At 46.3% G+C, this 25,813-nt stretch carries 19 protein-coding genes and 1 riboswitch; of the genes, 4 read left to right on the top strand and 15 right to left on the bottom strand.

The window, feature by feature from the left end; genetic code table 11:
• Positions 1-272: 272 nt before the first annotated feature.
• From galE to CGC65_RS16655, 15 genes are all read right to left on the bottom strand, one after another.
• Entirely contained in the window at positions 273-1,289 is a 1,017-nt protein-coding gene (gene galE / locus CGC65_RS16585) for a UDP-glucose 4-epimerase GalE (RefSeq protein WP_002564497.1), read from the bottom strand.
• A gap of 157 nt (positions 1,290-1,446) precedes the next feature.
• Entirely contained in the window at positions 1,447-2,076 is a 630-nt protein-coding gene (gene sigK, locus CGC65_RS16590; protein WP_002564498.1) for an RNA polymerase sporulation sigma factor SigK, read from the bottom strand.
• A gap of 70 nt (positions 2,077-2,146) precedes the next feature.
• On the bottom strand, positions 2,147-4,078 hold the full coding sequence (locus CGC65_RS16595) for an LTA synthase family protein (RefSeq protein ID WP_002564499.1): 1,932 nt from the start codon (positions 4,076-4,078) through the stop codon (positions 2,147-2,149).
• Between the two features lie 190 nt (positions 4,079-4,268).
• The gene (locus tag CGC65_RS16600; protein ID WP_002564500.1) at positions 4,269-6,731 is read right to left on the bottom strand and encodes a hypothetical protein; all 2,463 of its coding nucleotides are present in this window, start codon (positions 6,729-6,731) and stop codon (positions 4,269-4,271) included.
• Between the two features lie 46 nt (positions 6,732-6,777).
• Entirely contained in the window at positions 6,778-8,115 is a 1,338-nt protein-coding gene (locus tag CGC65_RS16605; RefSeq protein ID WP_002564501.1) for an MATE family efflux transporter, read from the bottom strand.
• A 227-nt stretch (positions 8,116-8,342) separates the two neighbouring features.
• Positions 8,343-9,521, bottom strand: coding sequence for a phosphoribosylaminoimidazolecarboxamide formyltransferase (locus CGC65_RS16610; RefSeq protein ID WP_024726355.1), 1,179 nt, complete (start codon positions 9,519-9,521; stop codon positions 8,343-8,345).
• 16 nt (positions 9,522-9,537) lie between these two features.
• The gene (locus tag CGC65_RS16615; RefSeq protein WP_002564503.1) at positions 9,538-10,251 is read right to left on the bottom strand and encodes an IMP cyclohydrolase; all 714 of its coding nucleotides are present in this window, start codon (positions 10,249-10,251) and stop codon (positions 9,538-9,540) included.
• A 70-nt stretch (positions 10,252-10,321) separates the two neighbouring features.
• Positions 10,322-10,411, bottom strand: a riboswitch (ZMP/ZTP riboswitch).
• 99 nt (positions 10,412-10,510) lie between these two features.
• Positions 10,511-11,899 carry an ABC transporter permease gene (locus CGC65_RS16620; protein WP_002564504.1) on the bottom strand — a complete coding sequence of 463 codons (1,389 nt, stop codon included), beginning with the start codon at positions 11,897-11,899 and terminating at the stop codon, positions 10,511-10,513.
• Complete coding sequence (locus CGC65_RS16625) at positions 11,886-13,724, bottom strand: COG1361 S-layer family protein (protein ID WP_002564505.1); 1,839 nt, start codon at positions 13,722-13,724, stop codon at positions 11,886-11,888. The genes CGC65_RS16620 and CGC65_RS16625 overlap by 14 nt, the downstream gene beginning before the upstream one ends.
• Entirely contained in the window at positions 13,711-14,511 is an 801-nt protein-coding gene (locus CGC65_RS16630; protein ID WP_002564506.1) for an ABC transporter ATP-binding protein, read from the bottom strand. Before CGC65_RS16630 ends, CGC65_RS16625 begins: the two co-directional genes overlap by 14 nt.
• A 311-nt stretch (positions 14,512-14,822) precedes the next feature.
• Entirely contained in the window at positions 14,823-16,223 is a 1,401-nt protein-coding gene (locus CGC65_RS16635) for a family 4 glycosyl hydrolase (RefSeq protein WP_002564507.1), read from the bottom strand.
• Positions 16,224-16,331: 108 nt separating this feature from the next.
• The gene (locus CGC65_RS16640) at positions 16,332-17,363 is read right to left on the bottom strand and encodes a hypothetical protein (protein ID WP_002564508.1); all 1,032 of its coding nucleotides are present in this window, start codon (positions 17,361-17,363) and stop codon (positions 16,332-16,334) included.
• Between the two features lie 6 nt (positions 17,364-17,369).
• Positions 17,370-18,212, bottom strand: a complete 843-nt coding sequence (locus CGC65_RS16645; protein ID WP_038281955.1) for a carbohydrate ABC transporter permease — start codon at positions 18,210-18,212, stop codon at positions 17,370-17,372.
• A 9-nt stretch (positions 18,213-18,221) separates the two neighbouring features.
• Complete coding sequence (locus CGC65_RS16650) at positions 18,222-19,130, bottom strand: carbohydrate ABC transporter permease (protein WP_002564510.1); 909 nt, start codon at positions 19,128-19,130, stop codon at positions 18,222-18,224.
• Positions 19,131-19,163: 33 nt separating this feature from the next.
• The gene (locus CGC65_RS16655; protein WP_002564511.1) at positions 19,164-20,513 is read right to left on the bottom strand and encodes an ABC transporter substrate-binding protein; all 1,350 of its coding nucleotides are present in this window, start codon (positions 20,511-20,513) and stop codon (positions 19,164-19,166) included.
• Between the two features lie 184 nt (positions 20,514-20,697).
• Between CGC65_RS16655 and CGC65_RS16660 the strand changes: the two genes are divergently transcribed.
• The 4 genes from CGC65_RS16660 to CGC65_RS16675 all read left to right on the top strand — a co-directional run bounded on the left by CGC65_RS16660 (position 20,698) and on the right by CGC65_RS16675 (position 25,807).
• On the top strand, positions 20,698-22,440 hold the full coding sequence (locus tag CGC65_RS16660; protein WP_002564512.1) for a sensor histidine kinase: 1,743 nt from the start codon (positions 20,698-20,700) through the stop codon (positions 22,438-22,440).
• Positions 22,441-22,685: 245 nt separating this feature from the next.
• Complete coding sequence (locus CGC65_RS16665; protein WP_002564513.1) at positions 22,686-24,206, top strand: response regulator; 1,521 nt, start codon at positions 22,686-22,688, stop codon at positions 24,204-24,206.
• Positions 24,207-24,458: 252 nt separating this feature from the next.
• Complete coding sequence (gene pyrB, locus CGC65_RS16670) at positions 24,459-25,382, top strand: aspartate carbamoyltransferase (protein WP_002564514.1); 924 nt, start codon at positions 24,459-24,461, stop codon at positions 25,380-25,382.
• The gene (locus tag CGC65_RS16675) at positions 25,376-25,807 is read left to right on the top strand and encodes an aspartate carbamoyltransferase regulatory subunit (RefSeq protein WP_002564515.1); all 432 of its coding nucleotides are present in this window, start codon (positions 25,376-25,378) and stop codon (positions 25,805-25,807) included. Before pyrB ends, CGC65_RS16675 begins: the two co-directional genes overlap by 7 nt.
• Positions 25,808-25,813 lie beyond the last annotated feature (6 nt).

Here is a 25,813-nt window from a genome sequence, read left to right on the forward strand (position 1 = left end):
AGACAAACGCAATCGCAAAAAGAACATTTGTTCTTTTTGCTTGCCGGCGAACTTTTAGGGATGCTCTTTTCAATGATTCCACAAGTTCAGGCTATTATGTTAAGTCCCATATTCTCAGACTATTATTTTCACACACCCCCATGTATGAAACCTAATTGTAAAGAGGCCTGCGCCCGTCCCCGCCATATCATATGGCGTGAATCCGGCCGCAGGCCTCACAGTTATGGAAAAAATCAATGGAACATGATTCTGTCCGGGATTTGGATTTGTCTTTAATCCCTGTATCCGTTGGGATTCATGGACTGCCATTTCCAGGAATCTGCACACATTTCCTCAATCCCCTTCTCAGCCACCCAGCCCAGCTCACGCTTTGCCTTGGCAGAATCAGAATAACAGGTAGCCACATCACCTTCCCGGCGGGGCTGAATCTCATATTTTAACGTCTTGCCGCAGGCTTTCTCATATGCGTGGAGCACATCAAGCACACTGTAGCCCACTCCGGTTCCCAGGTTATAGATGCTGACGCCCTCTTTGTCCTGCAGCTTCTGCACTGCCTTTACATGGCCCTTTGCCAGGTCCACCACATGGATGTAATCCCTGACCCCTGTCCCGTCCGGCGTGTCATAATCATCGCCAAATACATTCAGATGGTCCAGTTTGCCCACTGCCACCTGGGCAATATAGGGAACCAGATTGTTGGGGATTCCCTTGGGATCCTCTCCAATCAGACCGCTCTCATGGGCACCGATGGGGTTGAAGTAGCGCAGCAGCACCACGTTCCACTCCGGATCCGCTGTATGTAAGTCTGTCAGTATCTGCTCCAGCATGCCCTTGGTCCGTCCGTAAGGATTGGTAATCTCTCCCTTGGGGCAGTTTTCAGTGATGGGGATTTCTGCCGGATCTCCATACACGGTAGCGGAAGAACTGAATACAATATTTTTGACCCCATGGCTGCGCATCTCATCGCAGAGAATCAGGGTGCCTGTGATATTGTTGTGATAATACTCCAGAGGCTTGCGCACGGATTCCCCCACTGCCTTAAGACCTGCAAAATGGATGACCGAATCAATATCCTCCTTGTCAAACACTTCCTTAAGGGCCGGCTGGTCCAGAAGGTCTGCCTCGTAGAATTTTACCTTCCTGCCTGTTATCTTCTCCACTCTCTCCAGTGCCTTCTCGCTGGAATTATAAAGGTTGTCTACAACAACCACATCATAACCCGCTGTCAGCAGTTCCACACAGGTATGGCTTCCGATATAGCCGGCGCCACCAGTCACTAAAATAGCCATGGTATCTCCTCCTTACGAACAATTGATTGCTGCAAAAAGGCGGAACAGGTTAAGCTGTCTGACCGTTCCGCCTGTTATGACTAGTATAAAGGGAAAGCTGTCATAAAACAATGCACAATTCTTCTATCTTTTTACAATATTTTTTGAATGACACCCCTTAACCGTGTTTTGCAAACTCTGTCCGTATCTTCTCAATTGCCTTTTTCTCAATCCGGCTCACATAAGAACGGGAGATGCCCAGCTTGCCGGCAATCTCCCGCTGGGTATGCTCCTTCCCGCGGTACAGCCCGTATCGCATCCCCAGAACCGTCTTCTCTGTCTCTGTCAGACAGGACTCAAAGGCTTCATAAAGCTCTTTTACGTCCTGTTTTAAAATCATGGTATCCAGCGTCTCTTTATTGTCCATCTCTATCACATCCACCAGACTGACGGTTTCCCCGTCCTTGTCTACTCCGATGGGCTCAAAAAGGGACACTTCCTTGGAATACTTCCTGCTGGCTCGCAGAAGCATCAGTATCTCATTTTCCACGCATCTGGCTGCATAGGTGGCCAGTCGTGAGCCTTTATCTACGTTAAATGTATTCACTGCCTTAATAAGGCCTATGGTTCCCACGGACAGCAGGTCCTCCATGTCGTAATCAGAGCCCTGATACTTTTTTACCACATGGGCCACCAGACGCATATTATGCTCAATCAGCATATCTCTGGCAGACTGGTCGCCCTCTTTGCAGCGTTCCAGATACTCTTTTTCCTCTCCTGCTGATAATGGTTTTGGAAAAGTCTTCAAAGAAAGCCACCCTGCATATTCTTAATCTTATTCTATGCGGGGGCAGCTTGCCAAGTGCTTTTACAAGTTTTTATTGGCTTATACTATTTTCCGAATCTATGACAAACAGCTCCTTAACCTTCTTCCGGTCCAGGCTGTGGTTGTACACAAGTGCCTCATAATCCAGTACCGTGTCCTGATAGGGGCAGCGCTCCGACTCTGCCTTGGCCCAGTAGTAATAGGTTCCCTCCCTGTCATAGCAGCCCAGAGGGTGGACCACCGGAAGTTCCTCCCTCATGGCAAGCAGGAACCGGTTATAGGGTGCCATCTCAAGATTGGCCCTCCACAGGACCTCAGAGGACAGGTAGACAGCGCCGAGACGCCCCATATTCCCGGAGGGCATGCTGTAATTCGTCCATATAATAAATGGGGTCTCGTACCACATGAGATGTTCCTGCGCCGGAACTTCAGAACTGGGCATGCCGGCTATGTCATCGTAAAATTCATCCTCCACGCTGGGCTGGTGATCCCCGAACATGACAATCATGGTGGGCTGGTCTGTCAGGCTGAAATACTCCACCAGATACTGGAAAGCCTGATCCGAACGCTTCATGAGGGACAGGTACTGGTCCGTCTTTGGATATTTTCCCTCATATTCGCCGGTAAGCCATACCTCCTGTTCAAAATTGTCGTAGGTCCCCTCATATCCGCCGTGGTTCTGCATGGTTACATTGAAGATAAACAGCTTATCCTCAGGATTTTCCTTGGCCTCCACCACCTGGATCAGCTTCTGGTAATCCGCCTCATCGCTTACATAGTTGCGCAGCTCTTCACTGCCCTCGTAAAATTCCTGGTCCAGGAACGCGTCAAATCCCATATTCTGATAGCACTCCACCCGGTTCCAGTTTTCTCCGGGATAAGGGTGCATTGCCACGCTGTAATACCCCTGGTCCTTTAAGGTGCTGACCATGGAATAGGTCCCCGGCTTTACATTGAACTGGTAGGCAATGGAATTGGCAGGCAGCAGGGCCATGGAGTCCCCGGTGAGAAACTCAAACTCTGTATTGCTTGTCATGGAACCGAACACAGGCACGCAAAGGCTGCCCCTGACCGTGTTTTCCTCAAGGCTGTCCATAAAGGGGAAATATTCTGTATTGGTGGTAAAATCACCTGCCGTCTTAAGCTCTGCCAGGCTCTCGTTCATAATACATATTAAATTGACCGGCGTTACAGGCTGCCCGTCCTCCAGCGGGTTCTCCGGGTTCTCCGGGTTCTCCGGATAGGCCCGGCTTTTTTCCGGATAAGCCTGACCATTTCCTGCTTCCGCATATATATTCTCCTCCAGGCGGCTATATATCTCCTTTAGCCTGGCGTTACTGTACCCCTGAGGCGGCTTCTTTACCACATACTGCAGGGAGACAGCGGTGGACAGCACATAGCCGTATTCCTGGTATGTCCCGTTGATGGCCCACATATTGATGCCCAGCCCCCAGGAAGGGACCAGAACGGCAAAGAACCATGCCCCATAGGCCGCTATGGAAGCAGTTATGCCGCCTCCCACTGCCAGATGGAGCTTCCAACCTTTAACCCGGCGCGGTATGAACCACAGGAACACGTTCATAAGCAGAAGCAGGACAAAGGCTGCTTTCATCTGACGGGTAATGAAAAATTCATAGTTGCCGGATACGGTCATGGCTGTCCTGAATGCCATCACATCCCACAGCATGATGGGTCGTCCGCGGAAGGCCACCACAAAGGTCTCCGCCAGGGAAATGACATATAGGATGCAGGAAGCAGCGGGCACAGCGATTCTGGTCCTCCCCGTGACAGCAAACAAAGCCAGATACAGCACATAAATCCAGCCTATGTTCAAAGCAGCCATATAATAAGGAACCGTGTCCAGATTCCCCGTGACATACTCAAACATAAAGTATGACGCCACTGGGGCCATTAGCAGACACACGGTTCCCACTGTATACCATATATATTTTATAATCTTTATCTTATTTTCTTTTGTCACCATTGTCGCCTTTTTGTTAGAATTTTGTTAATAAAATTTAATAAACTTATCCTAACATAAAGGATTTAATGATTCAAGAGTCAAATGCTTCCATGAATGACATTTCACAGACATTTCACAGAACCTTCACATTTTTCCAGCCCGCTTCCCAGCCGGAGGGAAAAATCCTCTCCCTGCCCCAACGCTCTTATCCTTAATATTCATTCATGATATAATTGACCTTTGGAACAATTATATGGGTCTGGACCTGCGTAATGCGGGTTCCTTCTATCAGGGAAACATTTAGTACGTAATAGGAATCCTCATGGTAAAACAGCCGGAATGTGAATACCTTTCCCTGTATTTCTTTAAACCAGATCTGGACCGGGTGGCCCCAGGCCTCCTCCGCCGTTTCATCATATTCCAGTCCTATGATGCCCCTGCCGGTAAACTGGTATATGCCTGCATATATATGGTTGTAACTCTTTTCTTTTGAAATATACTCGTCCTTCCGGTCATTATTAAAATCAATTTTATAAAAGGTTTCATAAGGTGAAACAACTGAGCCAAGCCTTAAAAACTGATTCAGCTCAATCTCCGGATCTTCATCACCCGTATAGACATCTTCATCGTTTGAACGGTATGACAGGTCCGCCAAATCTGTTTTTATTTCTTCCAGATAACCGGTGACATCCCCTGCGTAAGCAGCGCGGTTATCATATATTTTCTGCCACATAAATGATTCAGGCACCGCCTCAATAACGGCATCTTGTCCGCCTTCCGGTATCAGGCGGTGTATCATTATATTGTCCAGATAACGGGGACGCTCACCCCCCGGAAACGGCCGCTCCACAATATACAGTCCGCCGGAATGACAGATTATTTTTCCGCCCAGATACTCAGGCTGATAGGTGCTTACATAAGCCAGACCGCCCGCAGTCCCGCGGTAAATATGCAGATCTCCTATTTTTCCTGTGACGCTGTACTGCAGCAGGAGAAAGTAATCCGTACGGCCAAGGGAAATCTGGCAGACATACTGGGTGCCGCCGTTAAGCGTACGCCTGGCCTGACTCAGGTATGTTCCATATTTACGTTCAAAATCCCCCTGGTCTGTCTGGTACATTTCCATTCCCAGCCCGCGCTCCAGACGATCCAAAGCCTTGTCCGCCAGTAAACCGGCCAGAATTTCCGTGAAATCATCGGGTATGTCCGCACAATTATTTTGAATGGCAGCAGAAGAACCCTGTACTTTTAACAAAAACACTTCTGCCACATCCGGCAGGTTATAGGGAAATGCGCTGTCCCTGGCCGGATCCTGGTATGTAAGCGGTTTATATATGGAGACATCCGTGCCCACACCAAACTCTGTCACCCGGATATCATCCGGCTCCAATACAGCCATGTAATCCATTAAAATCGTGGTTTGGCCATCCTCCTGTATTCTGGCGTCCACCAGATACCTCTGCCCGGACTGAATCTCCTGGTACAGTGTAAAAGCCGCCGCCTTTCCATTCAAATGTTTAAACCACATATCAACCAGCCTGTAATGATTGTCCCTCCATGCCTCCACTGCGGCCGGACACTGCTTAAAATCCTTATCGTACCATTTGATACTGTGTTCAAACGGCTGCCTGTATCCCGGAGGTGTTTTTGTAAATATCTCATCTTTGCCGTCATTGTTTATATCCATGATATACATATGGCTCCAGTTTATAGCATCGGCATCCTCCGCATCCTCCCAATAAGCCGTATCATCATACAAAAAAGGCCGCTCATCGTTCCGATACTCCCATTCATCCCCATAAAATGTATTTTTCGCCCTGTTTGCATAGATAACGTCATATATGACATCATCGAGATAATCCTGAACAATATGGGTATCAGGATGCTGCTCATTGCGGTACAGAAGGTGTGGTTCGGAAATACGGAAGGTCCGGTTGAAGCATATGCTGTCTGTAATGTTGGCCAGATGAAAGATAGTCCGGTCAAGCATGTATATCTGCAAATTGACGGTTCCTGTGGAATCATCAAAGCAGCTTGCCCCATAATAAAAGGCAGACTCATATTGGAATAACGTAAAAAACCGGACATCGTCCATATACTGGCTGTTGAAAAAAACATACCCATTCTCTCCCTCAACCATCATATGGACATAGGATATGGTTCCCCTTCCGTCTTTTTCAAAGGCTATCAGCTCATCGGTCCCGTCGCCGTCCGTATCACAGCGGTAACATGAATATTCCGCCTCATTTTCGTTGAAATCAGTTATAGCCATTTCATTTGTCATTTCATCCGTCATGTCTAACAGAGACAGGAATTCATGGTTTGCAATCCGAAAATCCTGTTGGTTCAGTCCATCCAGATATTCTATACAGGCATCCGCATCCTCCTGGTTCATTCTGTATTTCAAATCGCTGACTAATTCCACCGGAAAACCGTAACAATCATCTGCCGGCTCTAAATCCCCCGGCAGCCCGGGGAAACATGTATTATCTTCAACCAGCATTGACAAGCCGCTGTCTGTCAGTGGGGGCACAGACAATTCCGGCTGCTCTTTCACCGGCTGTCCGGCTGCTGCGTCCGCTCCGGCTGCTGCGTCCGCTCCGTCAGCCGCCCCAAAACAGGCAGTCAGCAAAAGAGAGAGAATGCTTACACTTATGATCAGTCTATACCCCATGGATACCTCCTGGTATTACCTCCAACGAATCCTCAGCACTTTCCCGTCATATACGTATACGGAATTTCCCTGAGACAATCCTCCTGTAAAATATCACGGTCAGCAGAGTCGCCGCAATCCATCCAAAGGGCCAGGCCATCCAGATACCCGTGCTTCCGAAACGCCCTGTAAGGATATTTGCCACGATAATGCGCAGAATCAAATCCGGCACAGTGGCCAGCACAAAATAGGTCATGGCTCCGGAGCCCCGGATAATGCCATCTGTCATGAGCTTAATGGAAATCATAAAATACATGGGACTTACGATGCGCAGAAACTCCATGCCGGACTCTATGGCCCGGGTGCTTCCCGCCCCCAGGAACAGTCCCATCATCTGGCGGCTGAACACAAAATACAGCAGGAAGAACGGGATCGTGGCATAAAAGGACAGCCTGACGCCGGTCTTAAAGCCCAGGGGGATCCTCTCTCTCTTTCCCGCTCCCAGGTTCTGGGCCGTATAGCTGGACAGACAGCCTCCCAGTGACATGAATGCGTTGATGGCAAAGGTATTAAGCTTGACGGCCCCGGAATAGCCTGCTATGACAGCGGAGCCGTACCGGTTCACGATTTCCTGGACAAACATATTTCCCACTGACAGCACGCTCTGCTGCATGATGCTGGGCACTGCGATGGCTGCTATCTGCCCCAGCAAAACAGCGCTGAACAGCACGGTCCTCCGGTCGGTTTTAAGGGCGCCCAGACGTCTGGCCAGAGTCCCCAGAGCCAGGATGGCGGAAACCCCCTGGGCAATAAAAGTAGCCCATGCCACTCCCGCCACTCCCAGTCCCAGCCAGGCCACGAACCAGTAATCCAGCGCGATATTTCCCAGGGACGAACCGATGAGAAAATACAGGGGTGTCCTGGAATCCCCCAGGGCCGTGAATATGCCTGTACATACATTGTAGAGAAACAGGAAGGTCAGCCCGTAGACATAGATTTTAAGGTACAGCTCCCCGTCCGCGAATATGTTGTCCGGGGTATGGATTAAACGCATCATATCCCCGCAGAAGGCATATCCCAGCACGGTCAGAATCAGGCTCATGGCGCCGCAGGCAATGAACGCCGTGTAGACAGCGGTCTTCATCCTGCCTATGTCCTTTGCCCCAAAGAGCCTGGACACCACCACGGAAGCCCCCAGGTTGCTTCCCACCGCAAAGGCCATGAATATCACCGTGATGGGATAGGAGGCCCCAACGGCTGCCAGCGCATCCTCACCTGCAAACCGGCCCGCGATGCTACTGTCCGCGATATTGTAAAACTGCTGGAACATGACGCTTATAAACATGGGCAGCGCAAACCGCCACAGTGTCTTTTTCGGATGCTCCGCCGTCAAATCTGTAATCATGATACCTTTTTTCCTCCCAATGGCAATTTATGTACCATTATACCCTTGGTCTGCCATAAGGGCAACCGGAAATATAGAGGAAACGCAAATCTGAAACGCAAAGCACATATGAACGGACCGCGGAGAAAAGCACTGACAAAATACTGCAAATCAGCGAAAAAAAGCGCCCGGGGCTTTCCCTTTTACAGGATTTGCCCCAGGCGCAGTCTTTTCACATGATAAATCCATTAGTGGTGGAAGAGACGGATTCCCGTAAATGCCATCACCATTCCATACTGGTTGCATGTCTCGATAACCTGGTCATCGCGGACAGAACCGCCGGGCTGCGCCACGTATTTCACGCCGCTCTTGCTGGCCCTGTCAATATTGTCCCCAAAGGGGAAGAAGGCGTCGGATCCCAGGGCCACGTCTGTCATGGTGTCCAGCCAGGCCCTTTTTTCCTCAGCGGTGAATACAGGAGGCTTTACCTTGAAGGTCTTTTCCCATCTTCCGTCAGCCAGCACATCCATGTAATCATCTCCCATATACACATCAATGGCATTGTCCCTGTCTGCCCTCTTGATGCTGTCCACAAAAGGAAGGTTCATTACCTGGGGAGCCTGGCGCAGATACCAGTTGTCCGCCTTGCTGCCTGCCAGACGCGTACAGTGCACCCTGGACTGCTGTCCCGCGCCGATGCCGATGGCCTGTCCGCCTTTTACATAGCATACGGAGTTGGACTGTGTGTATTTCAGGGTGATGAGGGAAATCATCAGGTCAATCTTGGCAGAATCCGGAAGCTCCCTGTTCTCCGTGACAATATCCTCCAAAAGGTCCCTGTTGATCTCCAGGTTGTTATGTCCCTGCTCAAAGGTGATGCCGAATACCTGCTTGCGCTCCAGGGCCTCAGGCTCATAGTCTGGATCAATCTGGATGACATTGTAATTACCGTTTTTCTTGGACTTTAGGATTTCCAGGGCTTCCGGCTCATATCCCGGAGCGATAACGCCGTCAGACACCTCGCGTTTTATGATTCTGGCCGTGTCCGCGTCGCACACATCAGACAGAGAAATAAAGTCCCCGAAGGAGGACATGCGGTCTGCTCCCCTTGCCCTTGCATATGCGCTGGCTAACGGTGAGAGTTCACCCATATCATCCACCCAGTAAATCTTCCTCAATGTCTCGTCAAGAGGCAGGCCCACTGCCGCCCCGGCAGGTGAAACATGCTTGAAAGATGCGGCGGCCGGAAGCCCTGTGGCTGCCCTCAGCTCTTTTACCAGCTGCCAGCCGTTTAACGCGTCCATGAAATTGATGTAGCCCGGTCTGCCGCTCAGTACTGTGATGGGAAGCTCCCTGTCCCCTTCCATGAAGATTCTGGAAGGCTTCTGGTTTGGGTTGCAGCCGTATTTAAGTGCCAGTTCTTTCATAATCATACCTCTCTCCTTATTTATTTTTATTTACGATTCTCGTCTCATATGTGCCGGCGGCAATATCAATAAAACGCACGAACAGGGACACCTTGTTATCCTCGTTAAGGCTGTTCCAGACCAAATCCGTAAAGGCGTCAATGTCCCCGCTTATCCCCACCTTCTTAGGCTCTCCCTCAAAGCTGGGCAGAGGATTGCCGTCATGCATGTAGGTGTGGATAAAACGTCCCTCACCCGCTGCCGGCGACTGGTACGCATAGGTAAAACGCAGGCAGGAATCCGGATTTCCATTGTCGCTCTTTAAAATGGACATGGCATAATTATAATTGCCGTTTTCAATGTGCATGATGCCGGAGATCCGCGGTGTGTAATTAGGCGCATCCGGCTCGAATTCCCTGCATCGCAAGGACTGCTCAAAGGTCATCTGGTGGTCCATTCCGTCGTAGATGGTGTCGGTCTGGTCCCCGTTGGTCACAATGGTCTTGTTTCCAAGAACCCGCACAGGGGCATAGATAATCAGGCTTGGGTCCTCCAGCTTGGCAGGGTCAAATGCCTGGGTGCGGATTCCTTCCCCATCCTCCGCAAACACGCGGTTGCGGCTGTTGGCGCTTCTGCCCATGATAAAATAGGCGGTTACTGCCTTTGTTCCGTCTTCTGAACGCCCGATGACGATTCCCCGTCCGGGATAAGCATTGCTTTTCAGCTCCTGTTCCAGTGACATCTGATTCATACTGATTCCTCCATTCGGCTTAATAGGTTTCTGAAACTTAAAAGAGCCGGCTCCCGGACACGCAAAAAAACATGCGTGCCCAGGCGGTCGGCTCAAAATAGTTCATGGTACTGCGTGCTCCCTGTGGTTGCTCCACTATCCGCCAGTCACACGCCCTACCATTAATATATATCTTTTTTTCTAATATTGCAACCCTTTTTTAGAAGTTTTACTAATCAAGGAAGTAGAAGAAACCAGTCTTTCGCACCTCCTGTTTCCCCTATTCATTCCGGATGGCTGCCAGGGGACTCAGCTTCATGGCACGCATAGCCGGCATAAATCCGGCTGCCATACCCACAAAGATGGCAAAGACCACGGCTGCCACGGAAAGCCAGGGCGGTATTCTGGACAGGTTGCCTGTCAGTCCGTTCATTTCCTCCAGGTTAACAAACCGGTTGATAACCACCGAGATACCGTAACTGAGCAAAATTCCCACAATGCCTCCCATGAAGCCGATAAAGCCGGATTCAATGAGGAACATGTTGCGGATATTTCCCATATCACAGCCCAGCACCTTCATAACGCCGATTTCCTTTGTCCTCTCATAAATGGACATCATCATGGTGTTGGCAATGCCGATGGCTGCCACGAACAGCGAAACCGCTCCGATGCCGCCGAGAACAGCCTGTATCATGCTGGACTGCTGTTTCGTGCTCTCCATCCAGTCTGCCTGGCTGCTGACCTGGAATCCCATGTCCGCTATCTGCTTTTGAACCTCCGGGACATATTCCATATCGTCCACAAATATCTGTGCCCTGTTATAGGTCAGATAGTTAAGGGGCTTTCCTTTTTTGTTGGTGGGCTGTCCCGGTATCACGGCTCCCTTTTTAAACACCTTGCGCAGCTGGGCTTTCAGTCCGTCGATGTCTGTATACACGTTATAGGAATAGGAATTCCAGTCATCCGGACCGCCTTCCACCATGCCGGTTGCATTCATCATGTACTTTTTCGGCGGTTTCACAGGAGTCTGTCCGTCCTCTGACGAACTGACGGAACCATTTCTGGTCTGGAAATAAGCGTCCACATCAAAAATGACAAAGAGGGGCTTATTCATAAAGTCCACTTCCGGCAGCTCGCCCGTGTCCCAGTATCCCCGGCCTGTCTTGGAATTATAAAAATTCTGCTGGACCGTGTTGCCCACCACCATGCCCATCTCTCCCGGCTCCGGCAGCCTGCCTTCCCCCAGGGGAATCTGCTCCAGAAACGACTGGCTTACGCCCATAAGGGACAGATACTGGGCCTCGTAGGCTCCCTGGCGCATAACCACATTGATTTCCAGGACAGGGGATACCCCGGACACATGGGGCAGGCGGCCAAACTGTTCTATGACATCGTCTGTGATGTAGGTGGGATCCGAGGATTTGCTGCTCCCGCCCCCACCAATCATCACCGCGTTCCCATAGGAGGAACCGGAATACACGTTGATGGTGGTCAGGCTTCCCCAGGAGGAAATCTGTTCCATAAACATCTGGTCCAGTCCGATTCCCAGGGACACCATGACCACAATGGACGCTGTGCCGATGATAACTCCCAGCACAGTCAGAACCGTTCTCAGCTTCCTGCGTCTTAAGTTGTTAATGCTCATGATTACGAGATCAGGAAATCTCATCGTCCACATCCTCTTCCCTTGCTGCCTTGCGTTTCTTCCTGATTCGGATGACAACCGCAGCTGCAATACCGGCGGCTGCCGCCGCACCGGCAATCACCAGGAACTTGTATTTGCCCCAGAAGGATGGGGCTGCCTCCGCCTCCATGCTGCCTGCGTCCATGGCCGCTCCCATATCATCCCAGTTCTGTTCCATCTCCTCCATAACCATGAGGGTCAGTTCCTTTTCCACGGGTTCTGCGGGAACACCGTTTTCATCCTCGTAATCAATGCGGATGCGTACCGTTCCCTCGTCCAGGGTGGGAGCCACACCTGTCAGCATGGTATCCACGTTGCCTGTTTCACCCGGCTTGATGTTTCCCACATAGGCGTCCGTGGTCTTGATGGAGTCCGCCTCAAAGGTCACGGTCACGTTGTAAAGGATGACCTTTCCCGTGTTGTTGATGCCGAACATGACATTGGACTCAGATCCCACGGTTAAGCTGTCCGGCATAACGTCAATGGTGCTGGTGCTTAACCGGGCATACTGCTTTACAGGGATGTCCACTACAATGCTTTCCTCTGCGTTCTTGAATTCAGGGCTGTCGTACTTCTCCTTCACCGTGATGGCGTAGGAGCGCTGGTCCACTCCTGCCCTGGCTGTAAACCTGGCCCTGACCTCGGTGGTCTGTCCGGGAGCCATATTGTCCACCACCAGGGAGGAGGTGCCTGACTCCGTGGTAAACACGGCGCTGTCCGATACCTTCTCCGACTCCAGGTTAAAGAGAATGTTGCTGGCAGCAACCGAGGTGGATGCATTCTTCATGTTAAGAATCAGCTCAAACTCGTCCCCTGCGTAGATTTCCTCCGGAACCGTGTGGTAGCTCTCCACAATCAATCTGGCCCTGGTCCTGTCGTTGGCGTTAAAATCCCCCAGGTCGTCCTCTTTATCCTTGGACGTGATATGTACGTAAAAAGTTCCCTCCTCCGTGTGCAGATCCCCCTCAGAGCTTAAGCGGAAGGTGATGGTGTATTTGATTGGATAATAACCTGTATAGGAATCCTTGCGGATTGCCATGCTGTAGGGAGCGGACACGGTTTCTCCCGGCTGCACGCGCTCAAAGGTGCGGTCATAGTTGCCGTCGTTGATTTCAAAGGGGAACTTGGCATCGTCCTCTGAGAGCTGCATGCTGACCGTCACATCCTGGGCCGTGGTCTCCCTCTTATTGCGGAAGTTCACGGTGTAGTCCATGACATTGGGATAAACACCCCGGGGGGTGGGCTGGTTCTCTCCCACCACAAAGTAATTGCCTTCCTTTTTATCCTCCTCCTCGTCTGCTCCTGATGTGGATGAGGTGGAAATCCATACATTAATATAGTCTGTGTCAGAACCGCCGTCCCATTCAAGCAGTACAGGGATGCTGTAGTATCCCTGAAGGGCATCGCGCCGCACCCTGGCTGACAGGGACACGCTCTTTACATTGCCCTTCTTGATGGTTCCCACGTTCTTGGCCACAAAGGTGGTCTCCATAATTTCAAAGGGATAGTAGTCAACGGAGTAATCCCCGTTTCCCCGCTCCTCTATCTGCTGGAACTCATTGGTTTCCAGGAGACTGATGCGCAGGTTCTCCATATCCTCATCCGTGGCCCTGATACGGAAGGGAATGGACATGGATTTTCCTATGGTCCCTTTGGGTGATTTTGTAGTAAAAACATAATCATTTTCACTGGCATTGGTGTTGTAGCCCAGTTTATAATCGCTGGCCGCTGCGCTGGAAGGATACATCCCGGCCAGCATTGAGGCTGCCAGGAACGCCGTCAGGCCCCTGCACCATTTATTTGCTCTCATTCTCATTGCACTCCTTTTCCTCTGCATTCCCCTCATATAATGCTTCCCTGCCGCCTGTCTCGATTCCCACAATCCTGCCGTCCATGATTCGGATTCTCCGGTCCGCATAGGAGGCCAGATTGTTGTCATGGGTAACCATGACCAGAGTCTGGTCCTGCTCCCTGACAATCTTCTGCATCAGGCGCAGCACCTCCATGGTGGTCTTGGAATCCAGGTTTCCCGTGGGCTCATCGGCAAATATAATCTGAGGATTAACCACCAGGGCCCTGGCTATTCCCACACGCTGCTGCTGTCCGCCGGACATCTGGTTGGGCATATGCCTGGCCTGTCCTCCCACGCCTACCAGGTCCATGTATTTCCTGGCTTCCTTAAGCCTCTGCCTCCTGGAAACACCCCGAAAGGAAAGGGGCAGGGCTACATTCTCCAGAGCATTCATGGTGTTTAACAGGTTGTATGCCTGGAAGATGAATCCCACCTTTTCGCGGCGGAAGCTAACCAGCTGGCGCTCCGTCATCTTCTCTATATGAACTCTGCCAATCTCAATCTCTCCCTTGGTAGGCTTCTCCAACCCGGCCAGCATGTTGAGAAGGGTGGATTTGCCGGAACCGGAGGCTCCTACAATGGCAACGAATTCTCCCTTATATATATCAAAATCCAGCCCGTCCAGGGCCCGGACCTTGATATCGCCTACCCGGTATATCTTATATAAATTCTTTACCCGTATGACCACGGGCCTGTTTTCTTTTGCTGTAGGGACCGACGACACGGCCAGTTGTTCCTCTGCCAAATCCAGCCTCCTTTCCAGGGCGTAAAAGCGCTCCAATCCAGATAACAGCCCGTATGGACAGACTGTACTGATTTTGTTCAGTATAGCACAGAGAACGCGATTTGTTCTTCTGTTTTTCTTTAATCTTCCTTTAATAATTCCTTACACCCTATCCGTTTTCAGTAGCAAATGTAACACGAAAACAGGTAATTGTAAAGCAAATCAGGACAGAGCACAGCAAAAGACCGGGCTTCGCTGATGTTCAGCGGGGCCCGGTCTTGGGGTTTTATTAAATAATGTAATACCACAGCATATTTATGTTTATTTTTCCTCTACTTCCAGCCATCCGGCAAATATTTCAAAGTATTCTGTATCATATCATGCGCTAACATCTTCACATCTTCCTCTGTGCATCTTTTCCCCTTTACCAAAGGATCATTCAAGAATGCCTTCACCACCAAATCCTCATCATACTTCAATGCCGCCTGAAGCGTATATTCATGATTATCCAGATGCGGGAGAATGAGTTCTTTAATACTTTCAGGAATATCTCCGGCTATCATAGGCCGAATTGCATCCCGTTCAAATACTGCATTCGTCTCCACTACTGCATTTCTGGATAGATTCGGTATCTGTCCATATGTATTAGGAATATTCACATTGCTGACCAATCTGCCTAATCCGCATAATGCTTTTATCAAAAGAATTCCTTCCTCTCCGGTTGGTTTTAACTCAACAGCCTCCTCATTATCAGCCAGACGGCGGCTTCTCTCCAATCTTCTCTTTAAGTCTTCTTTTCTCCAATTCACTGTTGTTAATCCAAATTTCCACTTTTTCACTGTATCCGGATCATTCAGATATTCGTTTCCCGGCATGAATTCGGCCAGATGCCGATCACCTGCCGCTGCTATAAGGCCATATCTTTTAAACAGGTCGAATTTTACTCTATGAGCACAGTTAAAAGATGAGTTCATCCAATTTCTGTCTGGATCATGGTATCCGTCCTCGAAATGTTCTGCAATATAAGCATCATAAACAGGAAAAAGATCAATGCCTTTATAGGAAGCGCTGGAAAACCAGGTAAAATGATTGATTCCCAGCACATTAACACAAATATCATGCCAGTCAATATTCTTCTCATCACAACATGCTTCACAAATTCCTTTCAGTACTTTCTGTGTGCCAAAGACCTCATGACAGCATCCGAATGCCTTTATCTCAGGAAATACGTGATATAATGTTTTTACACAAAGAGACATAGGATTTGTATAATTGATAACCCATGCTTCTGGTGAGTAGGCCTTAATGGCCTCTGCTATTTCAGCAAACATTGGAATTGTACGCAGACCACGTATAATTCCTCCAGGACCAGCCGTATCTCCTACAGATTGATAAATCCCCAGACGTTCCGGAAGATGAACGTCTGACTCCATTTCATCAAATGTTCCCGGAAGAATGGATATCACCACAAAATCACAATCCGTCAATGCATCCTCAAGACTGGTACTGGTTCTGTAGTTCCATTTACCCAGTGTATCTTCCCTTTTGGAAATCAAATTTCCAATTATCTCATTATTTTTGGCTGCTTTAAAATCGATATCGTAAAGGTTTATAGTGCCTGACAGTTGTTCCTCCAAAGCCAAATCTGTCATGAATGTCCATGCCCAGCCTCTGGAACCGCCGCCAATATAAGCAATTTTAATGTCTGATACTTTGTCCTTTGCATACCTCATTCTCGATTTCCTCCATCTATCTATTTTTATTCTCATTTTCCGCTTTCATAAGGGGAAATATAGATTCTAAAGTACAAGTTTTATTCCGGTTATGTTCACAAACAGGAATTATATGAATGGCCGTCTGTCCAGCACCAGCTTTAATGGCTTGTTTGTAACAAGCTCCCCTGGAAGAGCATTTTGGAGCTCGGCTAGTGCACAGATACATCCAAATAATGAATGCATATCATTAAATCCATCATCCGTTTCATAGTCCAGATGTTCCAAATAATCAATATAGGTGAGCGCAAAGTCATGAAGTGCTGTTTTAGCTTCATCAAACCGATGACCACTGTGACGCAGTCCTCGGTTTAAACAATAAACCCAATCTATTTCTGCAAAAGAAACCTTTTTTCCCAACGTCTCCCAATCATTTTTTTTATAAATGGCCAGGCAGGTATCCACAATCTTATCCGGATATGGTAAGGGCCTATGGGCATATTCATGATTGAACAGATAGTGAAACGACGCCGCAAGATGCGGAAAAACAGACGGTTTTGCTCTTACTCCAGCAAATGAATCTGCTTTTAGAACTGGTTTGACCTGTCCTTTTCTCCAAAATCCTGTTTCCGGGTCAGCTTCGATGCTAAGCCATCTGAAGTACCGGTCCTCCCACTGCATGTCCGCTTCTTCCATAAGCACCATAGCTGCATAGATGCCTGCTCCTTGATGGGAAGCCAGCCATGGATCTTCTGACCAGCAAAGTCCATCTAGAAATTGTTCCAAATTATGCTGCTGCAAATACGGCTGCATATCAAACAATGGATGAACAGCCTTTTCTTCAAATAATTCCAATGCTGCTACACAGTGTGCTGTAGTATGGTAAGGATGATGCGTAGCTTCCTCAAACAAACCACTTATTGGATTTTGGAATCCTTGCAGATTTATAATCCAATTCTCGCGTTCTGCTGACGTTGCTGGAAACTCTCCAATCATGTACCGTATATTTGCTGCATCTGCACACCCATATGGATTAATTACCAGTTCTCTATCATTCGTAGCGTTTTGCCATATCCATCTTGAATAACCGCTTCCTCCATCTACACAGTGACTTTGGATTACCTTTCGTGCACCTTCAATGATTCCTTCAATATTTTTCATTCTACATTACCCCTTAATTCCTGATGTGGCAATGCCCTCTACCAAATATTTCTGCAGTGTGATGAAAATAATGACTGCCGGCAGCAGGGATAGTGTTGCCATAGCAAACATTGCACCATAGTCCGATGTAGAGCTTGGATCGCAGAATAATTTCAAAGCGTAGCTAATTGGGTACATGGTTGTCTTGTTGATATAGAGCAATGGACTCATAAAATCATCCCATCTCCAAATAAAGGAAAAAATTCCCGATGTAATAAGGGCAGGAATAATTAAAGGAAGAATTATCTGACGGAAAACACCGTAATATGAGCAGCCATCTATTTTCGCCGCCTCATCTAATTCTCTTGGTATTCCCTCGATAAACTGCATAATCAGGAAGATAAAGAAACCTTGTCCAAAAAAGTAAGGCGCAATTAATGGTAAATATGTACCTACCCATCCTAGCTTTTTAAACCAAATAAACTGCGGTATCATCATAACCTGAAAAGGCAGCATCATTGAAACCATCATGCATGTAAACAGCAGCTTCTTCCCTTTGAATCTGCATCTGGCAAATCCATACCCTACAATTGCAGATGAGGCAACTGCTCCCACGGTTGAAAGCACGGAAATGATGGCGGAATTAGCGAAAAAACGGCCAAAGGTGCTACCGGCAAATCCCTTCCACCCATTCACATAATTGACCAGAGTCGCCTTCTCAGGCAACAGTTCTTTTGCTGTAGCAAATATAGTATTGGTTTCTTTAAATGAGCTCATAAGCATCCATATTAGTGGATACACCATTATCAGACCGCCAATGCAGACCAGAATGTGATAAATTGTAATCCCTATTGTTCTTTTATTTTTCATACCCATATATCATTCTCCTTCGCTGAATACCCACTTCTTTTTTGTCTTGAATAAGATTACTGTAACCGTACCTACAATAAACAGCATGACCCAGGCCATAGCGGCTCCGTATCCCATCCTATAAAACTCAAAGGACTGTTGATACATATAAACGGTATAGAACAAAGTGGAATTCATGGGCTTTCCCTGGGTAATGATATAGCACTGGGAAAAAGCAAGAAAACCGCTAATCATCTGCATGATAAGATTGAAAAATATGGTAGGAGTCAGCATGGGCAGCGTTATCTTCCAGAATATATATGGCCTGGATGCTCCATCCACCCGCGCACTTTCATACAAAGAATTTGGTATCTGTTTTAGTGCAGACAAAAAGATAAGCATAGAGGAACCAAACTGCCAGACTGCCAACAAAATCAAGGTCCATATTGCAGTTTTAGTATTGCCCAGCCATGCGAATTGAGTATCAATGCCAACGGCAGCCAACAGAGCATTAATCACACCATCCGTAGCAAAAATACGTTTCCATAGGATAGATACTGCCACAGAACCGCCGATGATAGACGGCAGATAATAAACCGCCCTATAAATAGGGGTCATCCTGGTATTTCTAACCAGGATGACAGCCACTGCTAAGGCAAATACCAGCCTCATAGGGACAGATATAAATGTATAAAAAATAGTAACAAATAATGATTTAATGTACGTTTTATCTGTTGTAAACATTTCAATATAATTGGCAAGTCCAATAAATTTGGGCTGGGATAGAATATTATAGTCAGTCAAAGAATAATAAAGAGACATGCATATGGGAACCAGCGTAAAACACAAGAATCCGACCGCAAAAGGCAATGTGCAGATACTCCCTGCCACACTTTCCTTATTAAACCACTGCCTCAGTGTCAATTTGTTTTCCTTCATTTCTCTGTCCCCTCTCTTAATCTGCTTTTCATATTATTGTCCAGAATACCCTTTTAGAAGGATTGCATTTCCCTTTTCGTAGAACTCTGCTGCTGCTTCATCAGCAGTCTTGCTGCCATAGCAGACCTCCTCTGTCAAACTATCAATCAGGTTTGTAATTTCTCCCGAGCCCACCGGGTCTGCAGGGTCAAGAGCGGAACAGTTCTCTGATACTTTTGTTACAAATTCAATCACCAACTGTTCATCCTGTCCCAACTTTGGTGTAATAGCCTCTGCTATAACAGAGGACGCCGGAACACCTCTCTCACCTAACAATACATCGTTACATTCCTTGGAATTAGTCAGATAATTAATTACCTTTACTGCTTCTTCCGGATTTTTGCTATTACTGGATACGGAAAAGAACTGGCTTGGTTTTGTATAATCTGCCTGTTTTATATTGTTGGCTGGCCAAGTACACACTGCATACTCATATTCTTCCGGTTTGGAATTCATAGCTGCGGCATACTGGTTTGACCATACGATAGTAGACCATGACTTACCGCTGTGAATCGCATCCTCTTCAATGGAAGTTGTTGATATTTCCACAAATGCCGCCGGGTCCGTGTGCCATCCCTCTTTGATTGCATTTTCATAAAGTCGGAAGAAGTCAGCGAAGGTGCTTTCCTGTCCCCCCAATCCTCCTTGGTTATTGTAGAGTTTTTCGCCCCTGTCTCTCATATAATACTGTAAATATTTTGTACCTGCACCATATGCAATATTAGTAGGGGTACCCGTTTTTTCATATATCAGTTTTGAATACTCAATATAATGATCCAGCGTGATTTCATCGCCAATCTCAATCCCGGCATTGTCTGTTATAGTTTTATTGTAAATCATCATTGGAGCATTCAATCCATTACAAATTCCATACAGCTTTCCACCAATTTTTCCTGAATCCACCGTTGAATCTGCTAAGTTTGACAGGTCCAGCAAACCATTCTCCACATAGGGAGTTAAGTCCAAAAGCAGGCCGTTAGATACATATTGGTCAATGTAACGATAGTCCATCTGTATGATATCAGGCAAATCGTTACCTGCTGACTGAGCTGCCAATCGATCCCAGTAAGAACTGAATTCATTAATTTCCTCCTGAAAGCTTATTCCTGGGTTATCTTCTGAATACATTTTAAGAACCTTATCCGTCTTTTCATTCCTTACCTGGTTTCCCCACCAGGAAAACCGTAATACCATGTCTCCTGAGGCATCAGCTGCATTCTCTGTAACCGCCGGTGTATCCGCTGCAGAAGTGTTTCCCCCATTGCTTTCTGAACTGCCGCATCCAAATAAACTTCCTGCACTTAACACGATAGCCATTCCAATTGCAAGATTTCTCTTTAACATAATAACCCTCCTTAAATAGTCGCGTGCTTTATTTCGTAGGTTTATTATAGCAAGATTTATATTTAGATAAAATACAAAAAAACGGTTTAAATGTTCACAAAACCGTTTTTATATGCGATAGCTTATTGAATTATCACCAAATATTGTTATAATTTAAGTACGATTTCAAGGGAGGTTTCTTTATATGTATAAAAAGCTGCACAACTGGTTGATAGACACATCATTAAAAACAAAACTGCTCCTTTTTAATTGTCTCATTACCCTTTTTATCGGCATTTCGTCGTTTCTTGCGGTAAATATTTTTATGAAATATAACGAAGAACTGCTATACAATACTACCGCCAGCGTACTGACATTTTTCTCCAGTGAAATAGGTAATTCCTTTGATTCCATGACAACATCTTCTTCCGTACTGATTGCCGACAATACAATTCAGGGTAGCCTATATGACCTCAAATACTCCCCCTCCTCGCTCAAAACAGCGGTATCTTACCGTTCTTTATACAATTCCATACTGAGTTATTCATATACAATTCCCCATGTTGAAAGCATCTGCCTGTATACCCCCACATCAACTATATGGAGCAATAACCATCAGTCCTCCCTTTCTGTTTCTCAGCTGGAATACATAAAGGAATATACGGATGAACAAAAAGGCAGTCCTTGCTTTCTGGTTTTAGATAAGTACAATAATCAACTGGTTCTAGCCCGCCAAATTCGGCGTATAGCTGGTACCAATTTAGAGCCTTTGGGAACGCTGGTTATATTTATTAATACAGAGTCGCTCATCAAAGCCTCAACTACCCATAATACCTTTGATGACTGCTCCTACATACTAAGTGCAGACGCAAAGACTGTGTACCGTTCAGATGCACCTACTCCAGAAAACACATTTGATATTCTGAATGATAGTTATAAAGTCATTCCATTCAAAGGACATTTCTATTTTGTTTTAAAAAGCATGATTCCGGGATATGGATGGGAATTTGAATGTTGGATGAATTATGATAAAACTCATGGTTCTATTTTAATGGGACATATGCTTTTTCTTCTTGCTCTGGCCTGCTGTATCATCCTCAGTCTGCTTGCATCCGGAGTCTTATCGCAGAATATATCAAAACATATTTTCGCATTAGTGAAAAAAATGAAGACTTTTGACAGTGAATCCGATGTTATTCCTCAGACAAATTATGACTATTCGACGCGAAAGGATGAAATTGGGATTGTACACAGAAATTTTGATGCCATGGCCAGAGAACAGCAACGCCTTATTCGAGATAACTATCAGGCTGAAATGTTAATGAAAAATGCCCAATTAAAAGCTCTGGAACAACAAATCAACCCCCACTTTCTCTATAATACATTGGAATCCATCAACTGGCTGGCTAAATCCAAGCATGAAACCGAAATATCAAAGATTGTGGAGTCACTGGGCAACCTGCTTCATGCTACGCTGGACAGCCGTTCCCGTATGATTCCCCTTGAGCATGAGTTGGAACTTATACATAATTACATAACAATCCAGGAGTTCCGTTTCGGAGATCGGCTTAAGTTCCACTTGTCCATTGAGCAGGAGCTCTCCCATATTCCTATTCCCAAACTAAGCATTCAGCCTCTTGTAGAAAATGCCATTAAATACGCGTTGGAGGAGATTGCCGACGAGTGTAATATTTATATTACAATACTGCATACCGAACAATTAATCTATATATATGTGAAAAACGATGGTTCCCAGTTCGAGCTGGGACTTTTAGAAAAATTAAGAGCAAATCCAAAAAACTCCCGCGGATTCGGCATTGGATTAATTAATATCGATACTAGAATCAAATTGACATACGGAGAAAACTATGGACTGGATGTATATAACGAAAACAACAAGGCAGTGGCTCGGATTTCTATTCCTTTTATTCAGGATGAAATGAATTAATATGAATGAAGTTTCATAGCCTTGAGCCTCTAGGCAGCCAAGTTTCATCATAAAAGCCAGCGTTCTTATAAAGGATAACAGCACATATAAATATGCGGGAGCAAAATAAGTTCGCCACTCCTCCTCCCGTGCTCTACAGTGTATTGTTATCCAAAAAATATTATAAGTCAAGTAGAGGAGACACACAACAAGCTTTTTCGTCCCTTGTTTGTGCCTTGAGCGAAACGGAAGGAATAGGTTAAAATATGTTAAAATTAGTAATTGCAGATGATGAAAAAATCATTCGGGAAACCATACGTAATTTTATTGACTGGCAAAGTATCGGAATTGAGGTTGTAGGTGTATGCTCTAATGGTGTGGAAGCCTACGAAACCATTCTTGACTATTACCCTGATATTGTCCTGACTGATATAAAGATGCCAGGATTCTCAGGTCTTGAATTGGTAAAAAAGATTAAAGAAATTGACAATAATATACAATTTATTATTCTATCAGGCTACGATAGTTTTGAATATGCTAAAGAAGCTATGCAGTTTGGCATACATCATTATCTTCTTAAGCCCTGCAACGAACACCAAATTATTGATGCCATCAATGCAGTCAAAGAAGATTGCTACAAGCAGCGTTCTTTTCTAGCTATGCAAAAACAACAAAAAGACAATGAGAAAAATCTGGCCCAAAATGTTATGAAAAATCTGATTTTCGAGTGCATTTCATCTGAAAGCAGTATGCTTTCTCTAACAAAAAACTATGAGCAGCTACTTGATTTCAGTTATACAGAGTATAAACTCTATTATATTTTTTATCTGGAAAAAAAACATCTTGGAGACTGTCTGGAACAGCTTTCAGCCTATTTTAAAAGCAACTTTCCCAGCCTTCCTGTCCACATGATATATGTTAAAAACACTTTAATTTTTTTCTTTGAGGACTGTGCACCGACCTATACTGATCTGAATGAATATATACATGGCTTCAGTTTTAAGGAGCAATCAGTTTCGATTGAATTCAAATCCTATTCTTTTCTGAATCTGGGTGCGCTTTTGAATTCGCTCATGCCTAAATTGAAACGATACGAACAAATCAGCCTTATTGAACATTTCCATTCCATTCAGTTTGTAAACCATACTGCTTTATTTGAGAAAACTGAGTACTTCATATCCCGCATATTTCAGGATAATCCCGATGAAACCGCTGCGCAGGATTTATATGATCTCTTTTCCTCAATACAGGATATTGCATTTTTAAAAGCATTAATAACAGATATATTCTTTCGCCTGCTGACCACATCACACCAGACTTTTGTCAGCAGTGAACAGATAAATTCCTATATAGAGAACGTGAATCATTATAAAAACCCTCAGGAACTAATACACTACTTTTCTGGGCAGTTAGATGGAATCATGCAGTCAGGGAAAAAAGGTGCTTCCTCCTCTCGTGATTTTATCTTTAAGGTGATTTCTTTAGTGGATGAATATCTCTCCAATCCTAACCTTTCATTAAAATGGATTGCCGAAAACCACCTTTATATGAATGTGGATTACCTAAGCAAACAATTTGTAAAGCAGACAGGTGTGAAGTTCTCCTCCTACCTGGCTTCCAAACGCATGGAAAAAGCAAAAGAGCTGCTTTTAAACGGAAATAATGAAAAAATAAGTGAAATAGCAGAGCAAGTGGGATGCGGAGACAACCCACAATATTTCAGCCAATTATTTAAAAAATATGCAGGTATGACGCCCAGTGCATATTTGAAGCATCATGCATTATAAGAAACCTAAATTAGTGACTTAAAAACCTGGTTTCATTTGTATATATAAGTATTTTTAAAGCCTATAATTTCATCAGCCTGTAATTTTTTTTTAAAGCCCGTAATTTTTACTTGACTTATAACGCATTCTATGTAAGAATATGACGAGGCACAAATCAGTGCCATATCTGGCTGGTCCGGCTATCGCACTGGTAGAGTGTGAACTATTTCCCAAATTCAATATTTTACAATATAATGCGCAAAGGAGACTCCCATGAGACATTTATTGAATCCCTTAGACTTCTCTGTGGAAGAAATTGATGACCTTCTGGCCCTTGCAAGGGACATTGAACAGAATCTTCCAGGATACGCCCATGTATGTGACGGCAAGAAACTGGCCACCCTTTTCTATGAGCCAAGTACACGGACACGTTTAAGCTTTGAGGCTGCCATGCTGAACCTGGGCGGCAATGTATTAGGTTTTTCATCCGCCAATTCCAGTTCTGCCGCAAAAGGCGAAAGCGTGGCCGATACCATCCGCATGATTTCCTGTTATGCTGACATCTGCGCCATGAGGCATCCAAAGGAAGGCGCTGCATTTGTAGCTGCCCAGAAGGCCCAGATTCCAGTTATCAACGCAGGGGACGGAGGCCATCAGCATCCCACCCAGACCTTGACCGACCTTATGACCATCCGTTCCATGAAGGGACGTCTGGACAACCTGACCGTGGGCTTCTGCGGAGACCTGAAATTCGGCCGTACCGTACATTCCTTAATCAATGCCATGGTCCGCTACCCCAATGTCAAATTCATACTGATATCCCCGCCTGAGCTGCGCATCCCGGACAACATCCGCGACGACGTGCTCATTGCAAATAACGTTCCCTTTGAGGAGGTGGGCAACCTGGACGACGCTCTGGGCCAGTTAGACATACTCTACATGACACGTGTGCAGAAGGAACGCTTCTTCAACGAGGAAGATTACATCCGTTTGAAAGACTGCTATATTTTGGATAAAAAGAAAATGAAACTTGCCAAGGAAGACATGTATGTGCTCCATCCGCTTCCCAGGGTAAATGAAATCTCCGTGGAAGTGGATGACGACCCAAGGGCTGCCTACTTCAAGCAGGCACAGTACGGTGTATATGTGCGTATGGCATTGATCATGAGATTACTGGAGGTGCAGAAACCATGTTAAATATCAGCGGATTACAAGAAGGCATTGTCCTGGACCACATTGAGGCGGGAAAAAGCCTGGACATCTACTATCACCTGGGTCTGGACAAGCTGGAATGCCAGGTAGCCATCATCAAAAACGCCCGCAGCAATAAGATGGGACGCAAGGACATCATTAAAATCGAAGGTGGCCTGGATACGGTTGACTTAAAGGTATTGGGCTACATTGACCACAACATCACAGTGAACATTATCCGCGGCGACAGGATTGCTGAGAAGCGCGCCTTAAAGCTTCCCAAGAAAATCACCAATGTGATTCAGTGCAAGAACCCCCGCTGCATCACATCCATTGAGCAGGAGCTTCCTCATATCTTCTACCTGGCAGATGAAAAGGCAGAGGTTTACCGCTGCCAGTACTGCGAAGAGAAGTACAGCGAATTTAAATAGGATGAT

It is taken from the genome of Enterocloster bolteae (assembly GCF_002234575.2).
Classification (GTDB): Bacteria; Bacillota; Clostridia; order Lachnospirales; family Lachnospiraceae; genus Enterocloster; species Enterocloster bolteae.

Coding starts and splice junctions, on each gene's coding strand:
- pyrB (WP_002564514.1), top strand. CDS start 24,459: ATGAGACATTTATTGAATCCCTTAGACTTCTCTGTGGAAGAAATTGAT.
- CGC65_RS16675 (WP_002564515.1), top strand. CDS start 25,376: ATGTTAAATATCAGCGGATTACAAGAAGGCATTGTCCTGGACCACATT.
- CGC65_RS16640 (WP_002564508.1), bottom strand. CDS start 17,363: ATGAAAAATATTGAAGGAATCATTGAAGGTGCACGAAAGGTAATCCAA.
- CGC65_RS16650 (WP_002564510.1), bottom strand. CDS start 19,130: ATGAAGGAAAACAAATTGACACTGAGGCAGTGGTTTAATAAGGAAAGT.
- CGC65_RS16600 (WP_002564500.1), bottom strand. CDS start 6,731: ATGGGGTATAGACTGATCATAAGTGTAAGCATTCTCTCTCTTTTGCTG.
- CGC65_RS16605 (WP_002564501.1), bottom strand. CDS start 8,115: ATGATTACAGATTTGACGGCGGAGCATCCGAAAAAGACACTGTGGCGG.
- CGC65_RS16620 (WP_002564504.1), bottom strand. CDS start 11,899: ATGAGATTTCCTGATCTCGTAATCATGAGCATTAACAACTTAAGACGC.
- CGC65_RS16615 (WP_002564503.1), bottom strand. CDS start 10,251: ATGAATCAGATGTCACTGGAACAGGAGCTGAAAAGCAATGCTTATCCC.
- CGC65_RS16645 (WP_038281955.1), bottom strand. CDS start 18,212: ATGAAAAATAAAAGAACAATAGGGATTACAATTTATCACATTCTGGTC.
- CGC65_RS16660 (WP_002564512.1), top strand. CDS start 20,698: ATGTATAAAAAGCTGCACAACTGGTTGATAGACACATCATTAAAAACA.
- CGC65_RS16665 (WP_002564513.1), top strand. CDS start 22,686: ATGTTAAAATTAGTAATTGCAGATGATGAAAAAATCATTCGGGAAACC.
- CGC65_RS16625 (WP_002564505.1), bottom strand. CDS start 13,724: ATGAGAGCAAATAAATGGTGCAGGGGCCTGACGGCGTTCCTGGCAGCC.
- CGC65_RS16595 (WP_002564499.1), bottom strand. CDS start 4,078: ATGGTGACAAAAGAAAATAAGATAAAGATTATAAAATATATATGGTAT.
- galE (WP_002564497.1), bottom strand. CDS start 1,289: ATGGCTATTTTAGTGACTGGTGGCGCCGGCTATATCGGAAGCCATACC.
- CGC65_RS16610 (WP_024726355.1), bottom strand. CDS start 9,521: ATGAAAGAACTGGCACTTAAATACGGCTGCAACCCAAACCAGAAGCCT.
- CGC65_RS16655 (WP_002564511.1), bottom strand. CDS start 20,513: ATGTTAAAGAGAAATCTTGCAATTGGAATGGCTATCGTGTTAAGTGCA.
- CGC65_RS16635 (WP_002564507.1), bottom strand. CDS start 16,223: ATGAGGTATGCAAAGGACAAAGTATCAGACATTAAAATTGCTTATATT.